The following is a 21,919-nucleotide window of genomic DNA, read 5'->3' as shown; positions in this document are numbered from 1 at the left end:
TGCTGAGCAACCCGCCAGCAGACAACAACGTTGCTTCCACCACCTGAACCCGCCGACGATTTCAGGGGCTTTTCGTCAGGGACTATCTGGAGGTGGCGGGAAAACCGTTTGAAGGGGCGGATTTATCCACAGTAGGGTGGAGCCGTCCCATTGCCGACGACAGGACGATCGTTGCTCGTTTGAGGTGTGCCCCGCACTCAGCGCCCTCGTTGCGCTCCCCTCAAGCATCCCAGGAGCAACCGTGCCTACCCCGGCCATCGCCTTTCACGACGTCAGCCTCCGCTGGCCTGACGACACCCTCGCCTTCAGCGGACTCGACCTGCGGGTGCCACCCGGTCGCAGCGCTCTCGTCGGCCGCAACGGCGCCGGCAAGTCGACCATCCTGCGTCTGATCGCCGGCGACCTCTCCCCCACCGCGGGCAGTATCCAGGTCGACGGCAGCGTCGGTTACCTGCGCCAGGACCTGACCCTGCGGGTCGACGCCGAGATCGCCGACCACCTCGGTATCGCCGCCAAGCTCCAGGCGATCGCCGCGGTCGAGAGCGGCGACGTCGCCGAACGGTACTTCGAGACGATCGGCGACGACTGGGACGTCGAAGAACGAGCCGTCGCGCTCCTCGACCGCCTCGGCATGCCACCAGGCACCCTGCACCGGCGGCTCGGCGAACTCTCCGGCGGTGAGGCGATGCAACTCCACCTGGCGGCACTGCTCTGGCAACGCCCCGACGTCCTGCTCCTCGATGAGCCGACCAACAACCTCGACGCCACCTCCCGCGCCCACGTCCATGAGCTGGTCAGCTCATATCGGGGCTCCCTGCTGGTGGTCAGCCACGACCGGGAGCTGTTGGAGTTGGTCGACCGGATCGGCGAGGTCCGGGGCTCCGGCACCAGCCGCGAGGTGCGCTGGTACGGCGGTGGCTGGAGCGCCTACCGTGCGCAGATCGCCGCGGAGCAGGCCGCCGCAGAGCAGGCACTCACCTCGGCGAAGGCCGACGTCCGCCGCCAACAGAACGAGGCGCAGGCCGCTGAACGGGTCATCGCGCGACGCAACAAACAGGGCGCCAAGGCCGCCGAAAGCATGCCCAAGATCCTGGCCGGTGCCCGAAAACGCTCAGCGCAGGAGTCGGCCGGCAAGCTCCGCGGCGTTCACCAGCAACGGCTCGCCGACGCCCGTGACGAGCTCGACCGCGCCCGCAACGAACTCGCTTCCGAGGAGTCGATCTCACTGGCTCTCCCAGCCACCGTCGTCCACCGTGGGCAACAGGTGCTCGACGCCAGCGGGATCACCCTCCGCGACGGACGGACCGTGGAGCTGGCGATCAGCGGCCCCGAGCGGATCGCGCTCGTCGGGCGCAACGGCGTCGGCAAGACGACGCTCCTCGACACCCTCACCGGACGGCGCGATGCCGAGCACGGCACGGTCGTCAGGCATGTACCGACCGCGTTCCTGCCGCAGCGCCTCGATCTCCTCGACGTCGAGCAGAGCGTCTTCACCAACGCGCGCGACCGCGCCCCGCACGCCGACCCGCATCAGATCCGTGCCCAGCTGGCCAGGCTGCTCTTCCGCGGTTCCGCAGCCGATCAGCTGGTCGGCACCCTCTCGGGCGGCGAACTGCTCCGCGCCACCTTGGCCTGCCTGCTCCTGGCCGACCCCGCGCCGCGGTTGCTGGTCCTCGACGAACCGACCAACAACCTGGATCTGAGCAGCGCGACCCAACTGGTCGACGCGCTGGCCTCCTACCAGGGCGCACTGCTGGTGGTCTCCCACGACCAGCCGTTCCTCGACGAACTCAACCTCACCCGGGTCATCGACCTCGACCCCGACGCCGCTCCCGACTCCGACCCCGATCCTGACCCGGACTCCGTGGGCGCCGCTCCCGCCTAAATCACGATCGTCCCTCACGTCGTGGTTGTCGACACTCCGGTCAAGACAGCCACATCGTGAGGGACGATCAGGGAGAGCTCAGGCCCACTTGTTGGCGAGCAGCTTGAAGCTGGGGGTGTCGGCGAGCGAGGTCATCGCCTCGTAGATGCGCTCGTACTCGGTCGAGGCGATCCGCCACTTACCGTCGGCGTCCTTGCGGTAGGAGTCGTTGTAGTAGCCAGCGCCGCGGATCAGGCAGTTGAACTCGGTGGCGATCACGGTGTCCTCGAAGCCCCACGACGCGGTGGCGGTGTCACCGTCGACGGTGATCTCGGGGTGCTGCGCCACGTGCATGGTGACGACCGACTGATTGGTGTTCTTCTGCATATAGGCGACGACCTCCTCGCGGGAGTCGAAGTGCAGCGGCTTGCCCATCGCCTTGGTGCCGTAACGCGCCTTCACATCGGTGGCGAGGCAGTCACCGAACGTCTCCCACTCCTTGTTGTCCAAGGCCCGGAAGTAGCGGTACTTCAGCTGACGGATTTCTTCGATCGCGACGAGGTCCATGCCAGGCAATCTAGAACAGGTTCTCCCGCCGCGGGAAGCCCAGTACCGCCCAGCGGATCTGCGCGGCGACAACCCTCGGTGAACGGCACAGGGCCCCGACCCACCGGAGTGGATCGGGGCCCTGCTTCAAGCTGGTGGACTCAGCGCGCGGTGCTTACCTGCCGCGCACTTGCGGGGCTCGCGCTCCGGCACACCTCGCTACGCTCGGCGTACCTCCGCCTCACTCCTCAGCGCGCGGCGGAACCGTCGGTGTAGTCGGCGTCCTGCTGCTTCCACGAGAAGTGCGAACGCAGCTCCTTGCCGGTCGCCTCGATCGGGTGAGCAGCACCCTTGGCACGGAGCTCGAGGAACTCCTTGCCGCCGTTGTCCTGGTCGTCGATGAAGCGCTTGGCGAAGTTGCCGTTCTGGATGTCGGCGAGAACAGCCTTCATGTTCTCCTTGACCGACGGGTCGATGACCCGCGGGCCGGAGACGTAGTCGCCGTACTCAGCGGTGTCGGAGACCGACCAACGCTGCTTGGCGATGCCACCCTCCCACATCAGGTCCACGATGAGCTTGAGCTCGTGCAGCACCTCGAAGTAGGCGATCTCCGGCTGGTAGCCGGCCTCGGTCAGGGTCTCGAAGCCGTACTGGATCAGCTGCGAGGCACCGCCACAGAGGACAGCCTGCTCACCGAACAGGTCGGTCTCGGTCTCCTCGGTGAAGGTGGTCTTGATGACGCCGGCGCGGGTGCCACCGATGCCCTTGGCGTACGAGATCGCGAGCGCCCAGGCGGAGCCCGAGGCGTCGTTCTCGACGGCGATGATGTCCGGGATACCGCGGCCGGCGACGTACTCACGACGCACCGTGTGACCGGGAGCCTTCGGGGCAACCATGATCACGTCGACGTTGGCCGGAGCGGTGATGTAACCGAAGCGGATGTTGAAGCCGTGACCGAAGACCAGGGTGTCGCCGTCGTTCAGGTTCGGGGCGATCGACTCGGCGTACAGCTTGCGCTGGTGCTGGTCCGGAGCCAGGATCACGATCACGTTGGCCTCGGCAGCAGCCTCGGCGGGGGTGAGCACCTTGAAGCCCTCGTCCTCGGCCTTGGCGCGGCTCTTGGAACCCTCCGGCAGACCGATGCGCACGTCGACGCCCGAGTCGCGCAGGTTCAGCGCGTGCGCGTGACCCTGGCTGCCGTAGCCGATCACCGCGACGGTCTTCCCCTGGATCAGGGTCAGGTCGGCGTCGTCGTCGTAGTACATCTCAGCCACGGGGGCTCTCCTTTATGTTGTGGGGCATTGAGGTTTGGTAGTTGGGGCGTCAGCCTGCGACCGGCGGGGGCGCCGGGATCGCGACCGGGCGCAGGGAACGCTCGGTGATCGAACGCGAACCACGTCCGATCGCGACAACGCCACCTTGCACGAGCTCGCGGATCCCGAAGGGTTCCAGCACCTTGAGGAAGTCGCTCAGCTTGTCGGCGTTGCCGGTGACCTGGATGGTGAGCGCGTCGGTTGCCACGTCGACCACCTTGGCCTTGAACAGCTGAACGGCGTCGAGCACGTGACCGCGCGTCTCGGCGTCAGCCTTGACCTTGACGAAGAGCAGTTCGCGGCTGATCGAGGCGTCGCCGTCGAGCTCCACGATCTTGATCACTTCGACCAGCTTGTTGAGCTGCTTGGTGACCTGCTCCAGCGGGCTTCCCTCGACGTTGACCACGATGGTCATCCGGGAGACCTCGGCGTGCTCGGTCGGGCCGACAGCCAGGCTGTCGATGTTGTAGCCCCGGCGGCTGAACAGGCTGGCGATGCGCGCCAGCACACCGGGCTTGTTCTCGACCAGGACCGACAGGGTGTGGGTGGTCATCAGAGCTCCACGTCGTCGAAGTCAGGCGCGAGGTCACGCGCGTACTTGATGTCATCGTTGCTGGTGCCTGCGGCGACCATCGGCCACACCATGGCGTCACGGTGCACACGGAAGTCGATCACGACCGGCTGGTCGTCGATCTCCATCGCCCGCTTGATCATGTCGTCGACCTCGGCCGGCGAGTCGCAGGAAAGACCCACGCAGCCGTAGGCCTCCGCCAGCTTCACGAAGTCGGGGATCCGCTTGCTGTGCAGGTCGGTGTTGGAGTAGCGCTGGTTGTAGAACAGCGTCTGCCACTGTCGGACCATGCCGAGCGACTCGTTGTTGATCACGGCAACCTTGATCGGGATGTCGTTGATCGCGCAGGTCGCGAGCTCCTGGTTGGTCATCTGGAAGCAACCGTCTCCGTCGACGGCCCACACCGTGCTGTCCGGCATGGCGACCTTGGCGCCCATCGCAGCCGGCACCGAGTAGCCCATCGTGCCCAGACCACCGGAGTTCAGCCAGGTGTTGGGGTTCTCGTAGCCGATGAACTGGGCGGCCCACATCTGGTGCTGGCCCACGCCCGAGCTGTAGATCGCCTCAGGACCGGCGATCGAGCTCAACCGCTCCAGCACGTACTGCGGCGCCAGGCCCTCGGCCGGGGTCTCGTAGCCCAACGGGTACTTCTTCTTGACGCCGGAGAGGAACTCGACCCAGGCCTCGAAGTCGCCGGTGTTGCCGGCCGCCTCTTCGCCCTGCAGCGAGGCGAGGAGGTCGATCAGGACCTCCTTGCAGTCGCCCACGATCGGGACGTCGGCGTGCCGGTTCTTACCGATCTCAGCGGGGTCGATGTCGGCGTGGATCACCTTCGCGCCCGGCGCGAACGAGTCCAGGCGACCGGTCACCCGGTCGTCGAACCGCGCACCCAGGCTGATCACCAGGTCGCTCTTCTGCAGCGCGGCGACCGCGGAGACGGTGCCGTGCATACCGGGCATGCCCATGTGCTGGACGTGGCTGTCGGGGAACGCACCGCGAGCCATCAGCGTGGTCACCACCGGCATGCCGGTGAACTCGGCGAGGGCGCGGAGCTCCTTCGCGGCGCGCGCCCGGATCACGCCGCCACCGACGTAGAGGACCGGCTTGCGGGACTCGAGGATCAGCTTGGCCGCTTCGCGGATCTGCTTGCTGTGCGGTCGGGTCACCGGACGGTAGCCGGGCAGCACCAGCTCGGTCGGCCAGACGAAGTCGGTCCGGGCCTCGAGCGCCGACTTGGCGACGTCGACCAACACCGGGCCGGGGCGACCGGTGGAGGCGATGTGGAACGCCTCGGCGATGGTCCGCGGGATGTCGGCCGGGTTGGTGACCAGGAAGTTGTGCTTGGTGATCGGCATGGTGATGCCGCGGATGTCTGCCTCCTGGAAGGCGTCGGTACCGATCAGCGAGGCGCCGACCTGTCCGGTGACGGCGACCATCGGCACGGAGTCCATGTGCGCATCCGCGAGCGGGGTGACCAGGTTGGTGGCGCCGGGGCCCGAGGTCGCCATGCAGACGCCGACCTTGCCGCTGGCAGCGGCGTAGCCCTGCGCGGCGTGACCGCCGGCCTGCTCGTGGCGCACCAGGATGTGGCGGATCCGGCTGTCGAAGAGCGGGTCGTATGCGGGCAGGATCGCACCTCCGGGGATACCGAAGATGTCCTCTACTCCCGCCGCCTCAAGCGACTTGACCAGGCTTTGGGCACCGGTGATCTGTCCGGTTGCGTCCTGCTCACTCATCTGTCTACTTCCTCAGTCCTGCTCGACCTTGTCGGGGCCAACAAAAAACCCCTCGGCCAGTATCGGTGACGAGGGGTCGACGCGTGTGCTCGGGCCGGTTGGCCTTCAGCTCACGCGTCGCGTGCGTACGAGATTCTGGGAACGCATGTACCCAGCCTCCACCCCACTCCGGCGACCGTCAACACGAGTCTGCCACTCGTCTTAGAATATGGGACGCGCGTATCACTAGTTGGGCATCAGGGCGTGGCTTGGGCCACATTCTCAGATCGTTGCGCAGACACAGGCGCGGTTGCCCTCGGCGTCCGCGAGGATCCAGAAACCCGGTGCCTCATCGTCGGAGACCAGCGTGCCGCCGGCCGCCACCGCGTCGGCGACCCGCTGTTCGGCGAGGTCGTACGGGACGTAGACGTCGAAATGGAACCGTTGCCGCGGCGTCGGGTGGGCATCGGTCTCCTGGAACCAGAGGGTCGGCAGATCGCCGCGCGGATCGTCCAGCTCGTCGGGCAACGCCCGACTGGTCCCCATGCCGAGGATCGCCTTCCAGAACGGCCGGACGGCGTCGAAGTCGGCAGAGTCGAGAGCCATCTCGATCATCTGCACCTTCGCCGGATCCGCCGTCGCACCGTGGTCGGCGGCGAGCTCCGAGATCTGCTGCGCCAGCCGCAGGTCACGGTCGGTGACCCCGCCGACGTCGTGACTGGCCAGGTGCACCGTCAACTGGCCCCAGCGCAGGTCGAGATCCGGGTGGTGGTCGGCGGCTTGGGCAGCAGCCCCGATCGCGGCGACCAGCGCCAGCCCGGTGTCGTAGTCGGGCAGCGCGAACCGGGCCGCGATCTTGCGCTGCAACAGACGCCAGTCAGTCAGCCCGGCGGCCTCCAGCTCCGGAGTCCGGCGGATCTCTTTGTCGGTAGCGGGAATCGGAGTCATACCAGCCACCGTGCCACTACGCCCCGGCACTCACAACCCCGAGGCAGCCTGAAGCGGCGCGATTCAGTCCTGGTCGCGGAACGAGGCGAGGGAACGTACCTGCACCCCATCCTGCTGATTGGACGGTGCCAGCCACGCCTCGAAGGCGGCTGCGCGGGACGGCCATTCGTCATCGGTGATCGAGTACCAGGCGGTGTCGCGGTTGCGCCCCTTGTAGACCAGCGCCTTGCGGAAGGTGCCCTCGTAGGTGAAACCGAGGCGTTCGGCCGCACCCCGCGACGCGGCGTTGAGCGCATCGCACTTCCACTCGTAGCGTCGGTAACCGAGCGCGAAGACGTGTTTGCCGAGCAGATACATCGCCTCGGTGGCCGCCACCGTGCGCTGCAACCGCTTCCCGAGCACGATCCAACCGACCTCCACCGCGCCCGAAGCACGGTCGATCCGCAGGTAGCTGGCCATTCCACAGGCCACGCCGTCGGCGTCGCGGATCACCACGGTGACCCGGTCGGTGGCGAGCGCGAACTCGTCGATCAGGTCGACGAAGGCGTTCTTGTCCGTCGGCATCTCGACCGGTAGCCAGGTCCACAACCCGGCGTCGTCGGGGCCCGCGAGCTCGGCGAAGAGCTCGTCGGCGTGGTGCTGCATCAACGGCTCGACCCGGCTCCAGCGGCCGTTCATCGCCATCACGTCCGGGAACGGGCAGGGCGCCCATTCGGGCAGGGGTTCACCGATCGGCTGGCCGAACACATTGGTAACGCTCACCGGGTGACCTTAAATCGAGTGGGGTCCTGACCTGTTCATCGTCCCTATCGTGGACTTGTGCTCACTCCGCGGAGTCGAACCGGGCGACCCGGGCAAGGTCCTGGCGGATCGAGCCGATGCCGTCGCGGACAGCGACCGTGGCCGAGACCCCGTTGACGATCGGTAGGTAGGGCGCGAGGTGGCCGCAGTCGACGTCGAGGACGACCGGGATCTCCAGCACGCCCAGCGCGTCCCGGACGGCGTCATGTTGGCTCCACTGCGCGGTATCCGGGGCCGACGGGCGCCCGATCAGGACGGCGTTCGCGTGCTCGAACCAACCCGACAGCCGGAACCCGTGCAGCGCCCTGGCCACGTCGTAAGGACTCCATTCGCACGCCTCCAGATAGACCAGCAACCCTTCGTCGGCGTGCTCGCGCCCGAAAGCCGGGACATCGGCGAACGGGGTGCCTGCCAAAGACGTCAGCGTCTCCACGCAACCGCCGATCATCCGCCCGCCGACCTCGACGTCGCCCCCGTCGAGCGTCTGCCAACGGCCCGGTTCGTCGAGCCGGTAGCGGTCGACGCCGGGGTAGCGCACGTAGTCCACGAAGCTGCTGCGGTAGCGACCAGCGGACTGTTGCGTAACGACGCCGTCGGCGGCGGCCACATCGACCCAGTGCGTGGTCCCCTCGACGGCGCGGTAAGGCGTGTCCATCAGGTTGGCGCCGTGCAGCGTGGCCCAGCCGGAGCGCAAGGCGAGCGGGACCATGACGGTGGTCAGATCCGAGTAGCCGACCAGCCAACAGGGTTCGGCCGCCGCCAACGCGTCGAAGTCCAGCAGGTCAAGGAGATCGATGCAGGTCTCACCACCCCACGGCGGAACGACGGCCGAGATCGCCGGATCGAGCAGCATCCGCATCAGTTCCTCGGCACGCTCCGCGCGGGGCGCCGAGACATGTGAGGCCGCGCCCATGCAGGCACCGACCTCGACGGAGAAGCCGCGCGCCTCCAAGCTGCGCACCGCGACCGAAAGCCTTTCCTGCAACGGTTCTGCGACGCCGCTCGATGGACTGGTGACGCCGATCCGATCGCCGGGGCGCAACGCTGCGGGCACCCGGATCTTCACGCCTCCTCCCCCAGGACCAGCCGCCCGATCGCGCCGGGGTTCCAGGCGACCTCCCACCGGAAACCGTCGGGGTCGGCGAAGTAACCGGTGTAGCCGCCCCAGTCGCGGTCCTCGGCCGGAGCCACCTCGGCCCCGGCGGCAGCGGCGACGGCGAGGACGTCGTCGACCTCACCGCGGGTCGGCACGTTGTGCGCCAGGGTGAGTGGTGCGATGCCGTCACCGCGCACGATAGGACCGACCTCCCGCTCGAACGCGGAAGCATCCCAGAGCGAGAGCACCAACTGCGCGCCGGCCTTGATCATCACCACCTCCCCCGCCACGTCGAGCTCGGCACGCCACCCGAGACCATCGAGGTAGAAACGACGGGTGGCGTCGAGATCGGCGACGGCGAGGGTGATGAAGCTGATCCGCTGGTCCATAGTTCCAGCCTTGCCTACCAAGGGCATGAGGGACAACCGGGTTCTGAGAACAGTGCGTGACTCCGGGCGTTGTGAGCCCGGGTTTCGGGCCTGGTGGCTAAGTTGTGCGCATGGCCAAGAAGAAGAAGTTCTCCGAGATGACCGGTCCCCAGCGCGCCGGAGTCGTCGCCCTTGCCACCGCGCAGATCGCACTGAGCGTCTGGGCCGGCCGTGACCTGAAGGACCGCCCGGCCGACCAGGTCCGCGGCCCCAAGCTGCTCTGGGGTCTCGCCCTGCCGATCCAGCCGTTCGGTCCGGTCGGCTATCTGGCGTTCGGCCGGAAGCGCTGACCCACCGCCCTCACCGCGACGGCGGCGCGAAGCTCCGCAGCTGGGGCTTCGCGTACGCCGCCCGCAACCGTTCGTAGCGGTACCGGTTGTAGGCCAACGGTTCCATCAGCAACCACGGCGGCAGGAGCCTGCGGAAGAGCCGGATCGCCGCCAGATAGAACCGGTATTCGCGTTGCCTGGCTCGGGTCCAGCGGACGCCGAGCAACTCGCGCATCCGCGGATGTGCCGCGCCCTCCCCGCAGATCCGCGCGGGCCGCGAGAGCGCCGGCAGCAACGCCCGCCAGGCCGGCGTGATCAGCCGGTGCAGCCAACGGGGCCCGATCAACGTCGGCACCGGCAGTGCGTCGAAGCTGGCGTTGGCCCACTGCAGGAACTCGTTGTCGGCGAGGATGGTCTGCGCCACCTCGTCGTAGTACTGCTCCATCTCAGCGACCGTGCGCGGAACCTCGCTGCGAGAGCTGGCGAGATCGATCTCGCTCATCGCCAGACACGTCTGGTAGACGACCTCGCGCTGCTCGGCGTCCAGGCCCGCGCCGTAGGTGGCCAGATACCCGTTGTAGAAGACCAGCATGCTGCTGGTGCCGACCCACTTCCAGACGTCGGGGTTCAGCGCGCTGAACCGTTCCCCGGCGAAGTGACCACTCCCCTTGCCGCGGACGGCGCCGTGCATCTGCTTGAGTCGGTCGGCGGTGGCCCGCCGATCCTCGGCGTCTCCGAAGAGGAGCAACGGTCCCCACAGGTAACTGCGGATGCCCCGGTTGGTGAAGTTGTCAGCGAATCGCCCGGTCGCATCGACCGCCGCCGCGACCTCACGGTAGGCGACCTGGTCGAGCGCCAGCCGGCCGAAGAGGCCGAAGGCGACCGGCATCCCCATCCACCAGCGGACGTCGTCAGCCAGTTCGTGGTGTGGCCGGCCGGGGTGCCACGGCATGGCCCCGTCGGCGGCCTGCGGGTCTTCGGTGGCGAGCGACATCGGCCCTCCTGGAAGTTGACAACGTTTGTTTCCAGTTTGAGGGTACTCGAGGTTCGCGGTGCCGCGAAGAGGAATCAGCCAACGAGTTCGGCGACCACGCCGAGACCTCGCGCCACCTCGGCGAAGCTGGTCGAGAGCGGCGACAACCCGATCCGCAGACCGTCCGGCTCCCGGAAGTCGGGGATCACGTCCCGCTCCCACAGCGCTGCGGTGACCTCCCGCATCCGCGAATGTCTCAGCAGCACATGGTTGCCGCGAACGGCGGAGTCGCGCGACGAACCGAGCTCCACTCCGAGCGGCGCCAGCACCGCGTCATGGACCTCGATCGCAAACTCGGTCAAGGCGATCCCCTTGGCGCGGACCGCGTCGATCCCGACCTCGCCCAACAGCTCCACGAAGCTGATCAACGGCTGCATCGCCAGGATCGGCGGAGTGCCGGTGAGGAAGCGGCGCATCCCCGCAGCGGGTCGGTAGCCGGGCCCCATCACGAACGGTTCGGCGTGTCCCATCCAGCCCTGCAAGGGTTGGGTCAGCGCGTCCTGATGGCGCTTGGCCACATACCCGAAGGCCGGCGCCCCCGGCCCCGCGTTCAGGTACTTGTAGGTACAGCCGACGGCCAGGTCGACCTGCCAGGTGTCCAACGCGATCGGCACCGCACCCGCCGAATGACACAGATCCCAGAGCACCAGCGCCCCGGCGTCGTGGGTCGCCGCCGTGATCGCCGCGACGTCCGCGATCTGGCCGGACTGGTAGGTGATGTGGCTCAGCAGGACAGCGGCGGTCTGCGGCCCCAGCGCCTCCGCCAGCTCCTCGACGGTCAACTCCGGGTCCGGCGTCAGCCACCGGATGCTCAGGCCACGCTCTGCCGCGATCCCCTCGACCAGATAGCGGTCGGTGGGGAAGTTCGCGTGGTCGGCGACGATCTCGGTCCGCGCCGGGTCCAGACGCTGCTGGTGATCGACCGCGGCACGCAACAGCTTGTAGAGCATCACCGACGTCGAATCGGCCACCACGGTCTGCCCCGCGGCCGCACCCAACGCGACCTCACCCAACCGGTCCCCGACCGTGAACGGCAGCTCCATCCACTCCTCGTCCCAGGCGCGGATCAGCCGACTCCCCCAGGCCTGGCTGACGAAGTCAGCCAGCTGCTGCGAAGCGGCCCGCAACGGCCGGCCCAGGGAGTTGCCGTCCAGGTAGACCAGCTCGCTCTCCGAACCTGCGAACAGCGAGCGGTAACTCGCGAGCGGGTCGGCGGCGTCGAGTTCTGCGCCGCGCCGGTTCAGATCCATGAACTACTCCCCTGCGCTGGTGGTGTCGCTCTGCTGGGTGGTTCCCCCGGTGAGCGTGTCACGGTCGGCGAGCCACCGGTAGGCCACGCGGACACTCACCGCACGCTGCAACTCGTCGGTGATCGAGGTGAAGAACTGACGCCGGTAGGTCTCGTCGGTGACGGCGTAGACCGCGAAGTAGAGGCCGCTGAACGCCGCCAGGAAGGTCGCTACCTGGATCAGTTCCCGGTGGACCAACCAGGTCACCGGCTCGACCTCATGGCCCAACCAGCCCTCCACGACGGTGTCGTCCATAGCGACCAGGCCGAAGGCGATGAAGAAGGCGAACATCGCCAACGCCAACAACATCACCTGGGTCATCTGCGCGACCAGGAGCACCAGCATCAGGTTGGCCCGCTGCAAGCCGGTCACCGCGGCCTGGGTCTGCAACTCCTGGTCGTCGTCAGCCATCTCCTTCGCAGTCTCGGCGAGGGGTGTGCCGGCACAGGCACGGACCAGCCGATCGGCGTCGAGTTCACCGTCGAAATCGTCGAGCTCCTCGGGAAGACGGCTGAGCAGGAAGAGCACGGCAATACCGGCGAAGAGGAGGACAGCCGCCCACATCACGCCGCCGTCCAAGGTGTCGGCGACCTGCCACACCTCGGCGTTGATGAAGAGGAAGGTGACGAAGAGCAGCAGCATCGGCAGCGCGCGGGTCACCAACGGGACCACCAACTCCAAGGAGCTCAACGTCTCCCGAGCCGCCCAGCCGAACCAGAGCCAGGCCTTCAACGCCAGCAGGCCGTAGGCGCTCACCACGATCACCCCGGTGCTGATGCCGGCCGAGATCCCGAGGGAGACCTCACCCGAGGCCCGGGCACCGATCAACCCGACCGTCGTCCCCAACGCCAGGCTCAGCACCAGCAGGGCAAGCAGACGCCCCCGCCGCAACCCCGCCAGCGCCTGGGTACGGAGCGAGTCGACGAAGTACGGCAGGCCCTGGTCGATGAACCACGCCTCCGCAGCGCTTCGGGTCTGAGCAGGAGTCATGGGCACACTCTTCCACCTTCTACGGTCCGGACGAGCGGGTGACGGGGCCCATAAAGCACCCGTCACCAGGGCGTCAGATCGTCAGGTACTCGTTGACATACCCGGACGCCGTCCGCCCTCGCAGCACGGTCGCGGTTGCTCGGTCCCCGGCGATCCGGGGCCGCGACGCGATCGCCTTGAGCTTCGAGGTTCCGTCCACCCGCTTGACCTTGTAGACCGCCAACGGCACCGACACCGTGCCCAGCCGCGGATGCACCTTCTGGATCCCCCGGACGCCGGCCACACTGCGTCCCGCGAGCACGGCCGGCAGCTTGGCCCATGTGCGGGAGCCGAGCCGCCGGGCACCAGCAGTGATCAACAGCCCGGTGTCGTAGCCCAGTATCGAGTAGGCGTCGACGGCGCCCTGGCCACGGCTGCGCAGGGCGCGGGCCAACGTCCGATGTCGCTCAGGGTCGATCCGGGCCGCCACCAGATGCAGGCCCCTGGCTTGCCCACCTAGAGCGGACAGGGTTCCGGACTCCATCGACAGCGGGTCGAGGATCACAGGCAGTTTGAGGTTGGCGGCACGCAGTGCCCGGAGGATCTCTGCCGCGCGAGTGCCGGTCGCGCAGACCCCGACGACGTCCGGCTGCGTCGCCCGGACCTCGGTGACCAGACCCTCCAACCCAGTGGCGCCATGGGTGAGCGTGGTGCCCACCACCCGTCCCCCGGCGACGGCGAAACCACGTTGCAGTGCATAGACGCTGTCGTAGCCGGCGTCCGGCGCGGCCACCACGATGTGCATCCGACGACCGTATGTCCGGCGGGCCCAGCCGCCTGCGGACATCGCGGCCGCCCAATGCTGGGTCGAGACGTGGAGCGCTGCCGGTGCGGCCGCCGTCGTCCGCTCGTCGACGACGTGTGCGCCAGCATTCGCGACCACCAACGCCAGCTGATGGTCCGCGCAGATATTCGCCAACCGGGCGGCGGTCGGGGTACTGAAGGCAGCGACAAGGACCTGCGCTCCTTGGCCAGCCAACCCCTTCACCGCAGCGGTGAGCTCCTCGGTGCTTGTTGACGCCTCGGCCCGCAGGATGCGCGGGTGACGCACGCCGAGGCCGATCGCGAGCCCAGCCGCCACGGCGTCGGCCCGGCGCTTCACCGCAGGCCGTCCCGTCACTGTCTCGGACAGCACCGCCACCCGCGGAACCCGCTTAGGCGCCGCGTCCGCCGCACCGGTCAAGGCACCGGAGGCGACCAACGTGGTGAGCGCCACCGAACCACCCACCAGCGTCCGCCGGGTGACGCCGAGGTCGGTGCTTACTGGCTGATTCATGAGGCGCTCCTGCGTGGTTCCCGGGCCAAGAAGAGGTCCGTGCTCTGATCGGGGCCTGCCGCTGAGAAACCGGCTTCTGCGTAGAGCGCGATCGCGCCCAGGTTGGTGCGCTCGACCTGGAGGTCAAGGATCATCTGGTCGCGGTCGGCCTCTGCACAGATGGCGGCAAGGACCGCTCGGCCATACCCGCGGCGGCGCTGGGCGGGGTGAACCCCGATCCACGCGATCCGGCGTCGGGTGCCACCGCCGATCACGGCGCCGGCCACCAGATCGTCATCGATGACCAGGGCCCTGTACTCGGGATCAGCGAAACCATCGATCATGGCGCTCCAGCCTCGCGCCTGGACGTCAGCAAGCTGCGCGGCAAGGCTCTCCTCGACGCCGGTACTCGCCAACTGGTGGTAACGGTCGGCGCGAAAGACCGAGGTCACCGACGTCCGGTCGCTGGCCAGTACCACTTCGCTTTCCCTCGGCATCGTGCTCACGGTCGCTGGGGGAAGATGCCCTGGAGGGCGATGCAGTAGTTGAGGGTCAGGTACGGCATCAGGTTGTTGTGCGGCTGTCCGCCACCGCTCGGCGTCAGTGCCTGCGGCGACATCGGCGTGCTCGCCCCGCCCGTGGGCGCATACGCCTGCCCTGAGCCGGGGGCGGCGAGCACCCGCGCGTTGGTGGGCGCCCGAAGTTCACCGGCAGTGCTCGCTGCCCGTACCTGGTGGGAGTGCGAAGGGATCTCCGACTGCAGCAAGGTGACAGTGCTGCTGCCGCCGGTCTCGCCCTCCATGTACTGGCTCAGGCCCGGGCCTTGCCCGGCGCCGAGAACCACCTGGCTCTGAAGGTTCGGCAACGCGAAGGTGGACTTCCCGTCACCGCCGTACATGGTGCCCAGCAAGGAGAAGAGCGCGGTGTTCTGACTGATCGGCAGCAGTTGGCCCTGACACAGTGCCCAGCCAGAGGGCGCGAAGTTGAACGGGAAAAGCCGAATCTCGGCTACGAAAGGTTCTGACATGGTCGCAGTCCTAGGTCTGTGAGGGCCAGATGCCGAAGAGGCTGATGACGTAGTTGAGGGCCACGAATGGCTGCCGGTTCTCGTGGGGTTGCGAACCACCGACGGCAGTCACTGCGGAGGCGGCGAGGACGGCGTCGCCGGCGCCCTCGCTGTAGAGCCCCTGCGGACCTGACGCGGGCAAGGCCCCAGCTGGCGAGTTCAGGGTCCCGACGCCGGCGCTCGCCACCGCGGTGTGGTTGTGCACCGGAAGTTGCGGGGTGGTCAATGTGACCTCCTCCGCGCCACCGGTCTCGCCGATGACGTAGCCGTTCCCCTGGTGGATGGGCACCCGGCTTTGCAGGTCTGGCAGCCGGAAGGTGGTCTCTCCGTCGCCGCCGTAAGTGGTGCCGATCAGTTGGAACAGCGTCTCGTACTCACTGATCGGAAGCAGCTCACCGTTGCAGAACTTCCAACCGGCAGGTGGGAAGTTGCCGGCGAAGAGCCGGACCTCACCGATATAGGGATTTGCCATGGTCGCTCCGCTCAGGTCCGGGACGGGAAGATGCCGGTCATGGCGATGCAGAAGCTCATCGTCAGGAAGGGCTGTCGGTTCTCGTGCAGCTGGCTGCCACCCGAGTTGGCGACCGTGTCGGGTCGCAACGACGTCACACCCTCTACAGGGCGGTAACCCGCCTTCGCGCCGGCGAGCACGTTTCCGCCAGGCGCTGCGGTGGTGGCGCGCTCGGACGTACCGAGGAGCTGGTGAACATGGGTAGGCATCTCACTCATCGTGACGGCATGCGCGGCCTCGCCGCCGGTCTGCCCCAGCTCGAAGCCGCTGCCCCAACCCACGGGCACTCTGCCACGCAGATCTGGCAGCGCGAAGGTGGTCTGCCCATTGCCTCCGTAGGTGGTGCCGAGCAACGAGAAGAGAGCCTGGTTCGTGGAGATCGGCAGGGTCTGACCGTTGCAGAGCGCCCAGCGCTTGGGGTTGTGGTTGAACGACATCAGCCGGATCTCGCCGAGAAAAGGTTCTGACATGAAGATTCCGATCAGTTCGGGGTCTGGCAGACGGCGTTACCGAAGTTGCCCGTGGCCGGCGCTGAGACGTCGATCGCCGTGGTCGTCGGGTTTCGGCTCGCCAGATAGTTCCGGACGGCCACCGAATCCGTGCCGCCCTGGTTGTAGTTGGGCAGCCGGAGGAACGCATGGAGCTTGCGCACGCGGAGACCCGGGAAGTTGCCGACCCCGGCCAGTGTGTTGCCGCTGACGTCGAGGCACGATGCACCGGAGTCCGTGGGCAGTTGGCCGTACTCGGCACTCAGACCGTGCTCGGCGCTAGGGTCGCGGCCGCCCACATTATTGTTGACCACCGTGGCGTGCAGCGCCGCCGCGCCGTCGGCGGCGCGCAGCCGGATCCCGGTCCGGCAACCGACGATGGTGTTGTCCGCGACCCTGACCACGGCCACCATGCTGCCTTGATCGTTCGCGATCCGGATGCCGTCGACCAAAGGGCTACAAGGACTGGCCACAGTTCCGATCTTGTTGTTCGCCACGGTGCCACTCAGCACGCCTACCGAGTTGAGTCCGGAGACGAAGATCGCTGCGGCCGCCGACGGGGCCGCTCCGGTGAGCGTGTTCCCGGTAACGGAGTAACGCAACTGGCCGGAGAAACCGGTGTCGTTCTCGACCACGATCCCTTGTCCCCACGCGCCCACGGTGTTGCCGACGAGAATGTTGTTCTGGATCTGCACCGGATTCAGCACACCATTCGCCCGCGCGATGACCTGGATGTGGTCGTCGAGGTTGCCCGCGAACTGAGAGTTGCTCAGCGTCAGAGTGCCGGTGCCGGTGCCCTGGTCGACATGCACGCCGTCGCCGACGCTGCCGTTGATCGTCAAGCCTTGCAAAGTGATCGCCGACTTCAGGTCGGTGAGTCGAACACCGTCACCGGTCGAGGAGGCGATGGTGCCGCCGGTGACCTTGAGCCCGGTGCCGGAGACGCCCGATGCGACGATGCCGCTCGGTGCGCCCGATGACGAGACCGTGGTGAAGGCGGAGGTTCCGGCCGTGCTGACATTCTGCAGAGTGAGCGGTGTTCCGGTCGTGGTGACCAACGTGTTGTCAGCCTCCCAACGGATCGTGCCGCCGGACGCTGAGAAGGCCGGCCGGGTGTCGGTGCGCAGCCCGATCGCCCCGGTGAAGGCGACGGTGCTTCCAGTGACCGCGGACGTCACGCTGACGCCACCGGAGAACTGCCCGGCCTTCGTGCTGATCGCCGCGAACCGGACGGTGCCCGAGGTGCGTCCACTCACCGCGACTGCGGCGTCTGATGTGGCTGCCGTCCAACTCGGCAGGCTGATCGGTGCGAGCACGTCCAGGTTTCCGCCACCACCGGTGACGGTCACGGCCCGGCCACCGGCCCCGTTGATCATCACCGAGCTCTCCACCGTTGCGGCGTTGACGTTGTTCGCGCTGAGCGCTGCACCAGTGCCTGTCGGCGTGATCGTCAGCCCCGCCACGCGACTGCCCTGGGCAAGTTGCACCAATGCGCCGGTCGCCGCTCCGGCAAGGGTGCTGACGCCACCGGCCGGCAGCAGGGTGACGCCATCGACGACGAGCGCTTCCCCCGCACCGACCAGGCTCTGGCCGGCCTCCAACACCAGCCCGGCAGCAGGAAATCCGGGACTGCCTGCGGCGATCCGGATGACGTCGCCGGGTGCGTCGGCGTCGAGGGCCCCGCTCAACGTGCTGAGCGAGGTCAGCGGAGCCCACGCGCTGCCGGTGCCCCCGGCTGACGCCGCGGCGTCGACGTACCAGACCGCGACGTCGCGCAGCCCGATCGTGATCGTCTCGGGAACGATGTGGGTGCCGTCGGTGACCTGGACGACGAAGGAGTCCTCGCCGCCGCGGGCGCCGAGCGGCGGGCGGTAACTGAAGCGGCCCTGAGAGTCCACCGACGCGGAGCCGCCGCGGCTGGTCGCCAGCCCGTTGGCGGCGACGACGCTCAGCGGCCCTCCTTCGGGGTCGACATCGTTGGCCAGCGGCAGCGCGCCGACCAAAGTGACGGTAGGAGCGGGGACGCTCAGGCCGAGCGCGGCCGACGTGTTGCCGATCGCGCCGGTGTAGGTGTCGGGAGCGATCACCGGCGCCTCGTCGACGTCGTCGACGGTGATCACAAGCGTCTCTACCACCGGCGCGTCGATGCCGTTGTCGGCCGAGACGATGACGCTGATCGTCGGTTCGGTCTCGTGGTCGTAGGGCCGGGAGCTCCGTAGTTCGTTCCCGACGGTGGTGGCCGGGCCGGAGACGACCGTGAAGTCGTAGCTCTCCCCCGTTTCCGCGTTGGGCGCACTCAGCTCGCCGACGGTGGTGCCGGCCGCCGAGTTCTCGTCGATCTTCGACGGCGTGAGCACGATCTCCGCGTCGCTGAGAGCCTTGACGCTCACCAGCTTCTCAAAGGCCGCTCCACCGCGATCGGTGACCCGGACCGTAGCCGCGCGGCGTCCCGGCGTCAGTACGCGGGTGGTGCGCAGCTCGGTACCCACCATGGTGAAGTTGTCGTCGCCGACGACCACCGCGAAGGTGTGCTGTTCATCGGCGTCGGGGTCGATCACGTTCTGCGCGGTGCCGACCACGAAGCCGGCTGGCGCGCCGTCAGGAACGTTGACCACGGACAGGTCGAAGCCGGTCGGCTCCTCGTTGACGTCGGTGACCTGGACCTCCAGCGCCTGTTCCTGCACGACCCCGGCGCGGGTGACCTCGACCCGCACGGTGGCGCTCGGTGTCGCCTCGTGGTCGAAGGAGACCGCCGTCAGCAACTCATCACCGGAGATGGTGAAGCTGGCGTTGTCGGCGTCACCCGCGCCGCTGATCAGGCGATACTGCGCCTCCCGGACACTGGCCGGTGCGGCCGACAACCGACCAACGGAGGTACCCGGCGCGCTGTTCTCCGCAATCCGGGCCGGGTTCAGCACCAGGTCACTGACCGGCAACGGCGCGACCTGAACCGCGAAGACGCGCACGACGCTGCGCCCGAGCAGGTCGCGAGCTTCGACCTTCACGCTGAGCTGTGGCTTGACGGCCATGTCGGGTGGGCTCTTGATCAGCAAGCGTTGGCCGGAGATGGTGAACGCAGCGTTGTCGGCCCCGCCTGCGCTCAACCGGAAAGTCAGCTTGTCGCCGACGTTGGCGTCGCGCGCTGCCAGGGTGGCGGCGACCGCGCCGACCGGGGCACCGTCGACGACGCTCAGGCCGGTTGCGCCCAGCCCGGTAGGTGCTGCGTTGACGAAGACCCGGCGCTTCTCTTTGCCACGACACTTCGCCGAGTTCTGGACCCAACGCGCGGCGCGATCGGTACGCGCGCACAGGGTGAGGGTGGTGTTGCTCGGCACGGTGACCTTGTTGCCTCGCGTGCGCTTGCAGGCCTTGACCTGCTTCGAGGAGGTCGCTTGGGTGACGGCACCCTTCTTCGCCAGGCACCAGGCGGTGCGCTTGGCGACCGTGACGGTCACCTTGCGCTCGCCGCCCTTGCAGGAGCCCGCGGCTGGAATCCGGATCTCACCGCCGCGCTTCGCCGCGCACACAACCGTAGGGCTGGTGGTCGCGACCTTGGCCACGGCTGGTTGACCGGGATCGGCGAACGAGGCGGGAAGTTGCGCGGCGAGCGGCAGGGTCCCTGCTCCTGCCATCACGAGAAAGAGGCTGAGGACCCTGGCCAGGGAGAGTCGCATGGTTGGTCACTCGCTTCGCAGAAGAGCACGACGGAAAAAGCCCGAGAGGTGCAATCCTCACCCCACCTTGGACCTGGTCCAAACCAGTCCGAACCATTTCCCCCGATCGACCACCACAACCACCCGTCCGAGTCATCCGGACCCGGGACGGTCGGTCCCGGAACGGGCCACTTTCGACGCGCACGCCCGCACCGCAGAGCGCGGGCTGGCGGAAGCGGCCCGGCACGAAGCACTACCGCGGCGGCGTAGTGCTTGCCCGGTGAAAGCTCAATGTGACCTCAGCGCAGGAAAACGGACGAATTCCCAGCGCTGAGGTCACATTGAGTTGGGTCAGCTGGTGACGGCGCCCTTGCTTGCGGACTGCACCAGCTTGGAGTACTTGCCGAGCACGCCGTGGGTGAACTTCGGCGGCTCCGGAACCCAGCCCTGCTTGCGCGATTCCAACTCGTCGGCGTCGACGTGCAGCTCCAGGGAGCGGTTCGGGATGTCCAGGGTGATCTGGTCGCCGTCGCGGACGAACGCGATCGGACCGCCGTGGCTGGCCTCGGGAGCGACGTGGCCGATGCACGGGCCGGTGGTACCGCCGGAGAACCGGCCGTCGGTGATCAGCAGGATGTCCTTGCCGAGGCCGGCACCCTTGATCGCACCGGTGATCGCCAGCATCTCGCGCATGCCCGGACCGCCAGAGGGACCCTCGTAACGGATGATCACGGCGTCGCCGGCCACGATCTTGCCCTCGGCCAGAGCGTCCAGTGCCTCGCGCTCACGGTCGAAGACACGGGCGGTCGCGGTGACCACCTCGGCGTCGAAGCCAGCCGACTTGATCACCGCGCCCTCGGGGGCCAGCGTGCCCTCGAGGATGGTCAGACCACCGGTCTTGTGGATCGGCTCGGAGACCGGGTAGATCACCGCACCGTCGACGCTCTTCGGGTTCAGCGCCTCGATGTTCTCGGCCATCGTCCTACCGGTCACGGTGAGCACGTCGCCGTGCATCAGGCCAGCGTCGAGCAGCGCCTTCATGACCACCGGGATGCCGCCGATCTTGTCGACGTCGGTCATCACGTACTTGCCGAACGGCTTCATGTCGGCGAGGTGCGGGACCTTGTCGCCGATCCGGTTGAAGTCGGCCAGCTCGAGGTCGACGTCGGCCTCGCGGGCGATCGCCAGCAGGTGCAGCACAGCGTTGGTGGAGCCGCCCAGCGCCATGGTGATCGCGATCGCGTTCTCGAACGCTTCACGGGTCATGATCTGGCGCGCGGTGATGCCCTGCTTCAGCAGGTTGACCACGGCCTCACCGGAGCGGTGCGCGAAGCCGTCACGACGGCGGTCGACAGCCGGCGGCGCAGCCGAGCCCGGCAGGCTCATGCCCAGCGCCTCGCCGATAGAGGCCATGGTGTTTGCGGTGTACATACCGCCACAGGCACCCTCACCCGGGCAGATCGCCTTCTCGACGCGCTTGACCTCGTCCTCGCTGATCTTGCCGGCCAGGCAGGCACCGACCGCTTCGAAGGCGTCGATGATGGTGACGTCCTTGCCGTCCACATTGCCCGGCATCGTGGAGCCGGCGTAGAGGAAGACGCTCGACAGGTCGAGGCGGGCAGCCGCCATCAGCATGCCCGGCAGGGACTTGTCGCAACCGGCCAGCAGCACGGAACCGTCGAGACGCTCGGCGCTCATCACGACCTCGACGGAGTCGGCGATGACCTCACGGCTCACCAGCGAGTAGTGCATGCCGTCGTGGCCCATCGAGATGCCGTCCGAGACCGAGATGGTGCCGAACTCGAGCGGGTAACCGCCGGCCGCGTGGACGCCGTTCTTGACGGCCTTGGCCAGACGGTCCAGCGAGAGGTTGCAGGGAGTGATCTCGTTCCACGACGACGCCACACCGATCTGCGGCTTGGCGAAATCGTCGTCATCCATGCCTACTGCACGGAGCATGCCGCGCGCGGCCGCCTTCTCGATACCGTCAGTGACGTCGCGGGACCGGGGCTTGATGTCGAACTCACTCATAGCCGAGATCGTA

Annotated in this window: 20 protein-coding genes and 1 pseudogene; 3 read left to right on the top strand and 18 right to left on the bottom strand. The window is 67.8% G+C overall.

Annotation, left to right across the window (positions count from 1 at the left end; all coding sequences use genetic code 11):
• Nucleotides 1-136: 136 nt before the first annotated feature.
• Nucleotides 137-742, top strand: a pseudogene (locus ACLM5J_RS06645) (ATP-binding cassette domain-containing protein); the annotation flags it as partial.
• Between the two features lie 336 nt (nt 743-1,078).
• A complete protein-coding gene (locus ACLM5J_RS06640) occupies nt 1,079-1,885 on the top strand; it encodes an ATP-binding cassette domain-containing protein (RefSeq protein ID WP_413655297.1) in 807 nt (268 codons plus the stop codon).
• Nucleotides 1,886-1,963: 78 nt separating this feature from the next.
• On the opposite strand, the gene ACLM5J_RS06635 is transcribed toward ACLM5J_RS06640, so the two are convergent.
• The 8 genes from ACLM5J_RS06635 to ACLM5J_RS06600 form a co-directional block, all read right to left on the bottom strand.
• On the bottom strand, nt 1,964-2,431 hold the full coding sequence (locus tag ACLM5J_RS06635; RefSeq protein ID WP_413655287.1) for a nuclear transport factor 2 family protein: 468 nt from the start codon (nt 2,429-2,431) through the stop codon (nt 1,964-1,966).
• A 227-nt stretch (nt 2,432-2,658) separates the two neighbouring features.
• Entirely contained in the window at nt 2,659-3,684 is a 1,026-nt protein-coding gene (gene ilvC, locus ACLM5J_RS06630) for a ketol-acid reductoisomerase (RefSeq protein ID WP_413655286.1), read from the bottom strand.
• 49 nt (nt 3,685-3,733) lie between these two features.
• Nucleotides 3,734-4,276 carry an acetolactate synthase small subunit gene (ilvN, locus tag ACLM5J_RS06625; RefSeq protein WP_413655285.1) on the bottom strand — a complete coding sequence of 181 codons (543 nt, stop codon included), beginning with the start codon at nt 4,274-4,276 and terminating at the stop codon, nt 3,734-3,736.
• On the bottom strand, nt 4,276-6,030 hold the full coding sequence (locus tag ACLM5J_RS06620) for an acetolactate synthase large subunit (protein ID WP_413655284.1): 1,755 nt from the start codon (nt 6,028-6,030) through the stop codon (nt 4,276-4,278). Before ACLM5J_RS06620 ends, ilvN begins: the two co-directional genes overlap by 1 nt.
• A gap of 261 nt (nt 6,031-6,291) precedes the next feature.
• Complete coding sequence (locus tag ACLM5J_RS06615) at nt 6,292-6,957, bottom strand: 4a-hydroxytetrahydrobiopterin dehydratase (protein WP_413655283.1); 666 nt, start codon at nt 6,955-6,957, stop codon at nt 6,292-6,294.
• 63 nt (nt 6,958-7,020) lie between these two features.
• Nucleotides 7,021-7,719 (bottom strand): GNAT family N-acetyltransferase, encoded by a 699-nt coding sequence (locus ACLM5J_RS06610; protein WP_413655282.1) that lies wholly within the window; start codon nt 7,717-7,719, stop codon nt 7,021-7,023.
• Nucleotides 7,720-7,780: 61 nt separating this feature from the next.
• Entirely contained in the window at nt 7,781-8,824 is a 1,044-nt protein-coding gene (locus ACLM5J_RS06605; protein ID WP_413655281.1) for a S66 peptidase family protein, read from the bottom strand.
• On the bottom strand, nt 8,821-9,243 hold the full coding sequence (locus ACLM5J_RS06600) for a VOC family protein (RefSeq protein WP_413655280.1): 423 nt from the start codon (nt 9,241-9,243) through the stop codon (nt 8,821-8,823). The genes ACLM5J_RS06605 and ACLM5J_RS06600 overlap by 4 nt, the downstream gene beginning before the upstream one ends.
• Nucleotides 9,244-9,353: 110 nt before the next feature.
• On the opposite strand from ACLM5J_RS06600, the gene ACLM5J_RS06595 reads away from it, so the two are divergent.
• Nucleotides 9,354-9,572 (top strand): hypothetical protein, encoded by a 219-nt coding sequence (locus ACLM5J_RS06595; RefSeq protein ID WP_413655279.1) that lies wholly within the window; start codon nt 9,354-9,356, stop codon nt 9,570-9,572.
• A 10-nt stretch (nt 9,573-9,582) separates the two neighbouring features.
• Here ACLM5J_RS06595 and ACLM5J_RS06590 read toward each other — a convergent pair whose 3' ends face one another.
• The 10 genes from ACLM5J_RS06590 to ilvD form a co-directional block, all read right to left on the bottom strand.
• Complete coding sequence (locus ACLM5J_RS06590; protein WP_413655278.1) at nt 9,583-10,545, bottom strand: oxygenase MpaB family protein; 963 nt, start codon at nt 10,543-10,545, stop codon at nt 9,583-9,585.
• Between the two features lie 74 nt (nt 10,546-10,619).
• Nucleotides 10,620-11,834, bottom strand: a complete 1,215-nt coding sequence (locus ACLM5J_RS06585; RefSeq protein WP_413655276.1) for a kynureninase — start codon at nt 11,832-11,834, stop codon at nt 10,620-10,622.
• Nucleotides 11,835-11,837: 3 nt separating this feature from the next.
• Nucleotides 11,838-12,863 carry a hypothetical protein gene (locus ACLM5J_RS06580; protein WP_413655275.1) on the bottom strand — a complete coding sequence of 342 codons (1,026 nt, stop codon included), beginning with the start codon at nt 12,861-12,863 and terminating at the stop codon, nt 11,838-11,840.
• Between the two features lie 73 nt (nt 12,864-12,936).
• Nucleotides 12,937-14,178: an ABC transporter substrate-binding protein gene (locus tag ACLM5J_RS06575; protein WP_413655274.1), complete on the bottom strand. Its 1,242-nt coding sequence runs from the start codon at nt 14,176-14,178 to the stop codon at nt 12,937-12,939.
• Nucleotides 14,175-14,654: a GNAT family N-acetyltransferase gene (locus ACLM5J_RS06570; protein ID WP_413655273.1), complete on the bottom strand. Its 480-nt coding sequence runs from the start codon at nt 14,652-14,654 to the stop codon at nt 14,175-14,177. Before ACLM5J_RS06570 ends, ACLM5J_RS06575 begins: the two co-directional genes overlap by 4 nt.
• A gap of 5 nt (nt 14,655-14,659) precedes the next feature.
• Complete coding sequence (locus ACLM5J_RS06565) at nt 14,660-15,184, bottom strand: phage tail protein (RefSeq protein ID WP_413655272.1); 525 nt, start codon at nt 15,182-15,184, stop codon at nt 14,660-14,662.
• Between the two features lie 10 nt (nt 15,185-15,194).
• Nucleotides 15,195-15,695, bottom strand: coding sequence for a phage tail protein (locus ACLM5J_RS06560; RefSeq protein ID WP_413655271.1), 501 nt, complete (start codon nt 15,693-15,695; stop codon nt 15,195-15,197).
• 11 nt (nt 15,696-15,706) lie between these two features.
• On the bottom strand, nt 15,707-16,204 hold the full coding sequence (locus tag ACLM5J_RS06555) for a phage tail protein (RefSeq protein WP_413655270.1): 498 nt from the start codon (nt 16,202-16,204) through the stop codon (nt 15,707-15,709).
• Between the two features lie 11 nt (nt 16,205-16,215).
• Entirely contained in the window at nt 16,216-19,854 is a 3,639-nt protein-coding gene (locus ACLM5J_RS06550; protein WP_413655269.1) for an Ig-like domain-containing protein, read from the bottom strand.
• A 372-nt stretch (nt 19,855-20,226) separates the two neighbouring features.
• Entirely contained in the window at nt 20,227-21,906 is a 1,680-nt protein-coding gene (ilvD, locus tag ACLM5J_RS06545) for a dihydroxy-acid dehydratase (RefSeq protein ID WP_413655268.1), read from the bottom strand.
• Nucleotides 21,907-21,919 lie beyond the last annotated feature (13 nt).

Source organism: Nocardioides sp. Bht2 (assembly GCF_047308515.1).
In the GTDB taxonomy this organism is placed as follows: domain Bacteria; phylum Actinomycetota; class Actinomycetes; order Propionibacteriales; family Nocardioidaceae; genus Nocardioides.
The sequence above is the reverse complement of the archived record's forward strand: the minus strand, read 5'-3'. Positions and strand labels throughout refer to the sequence as shown.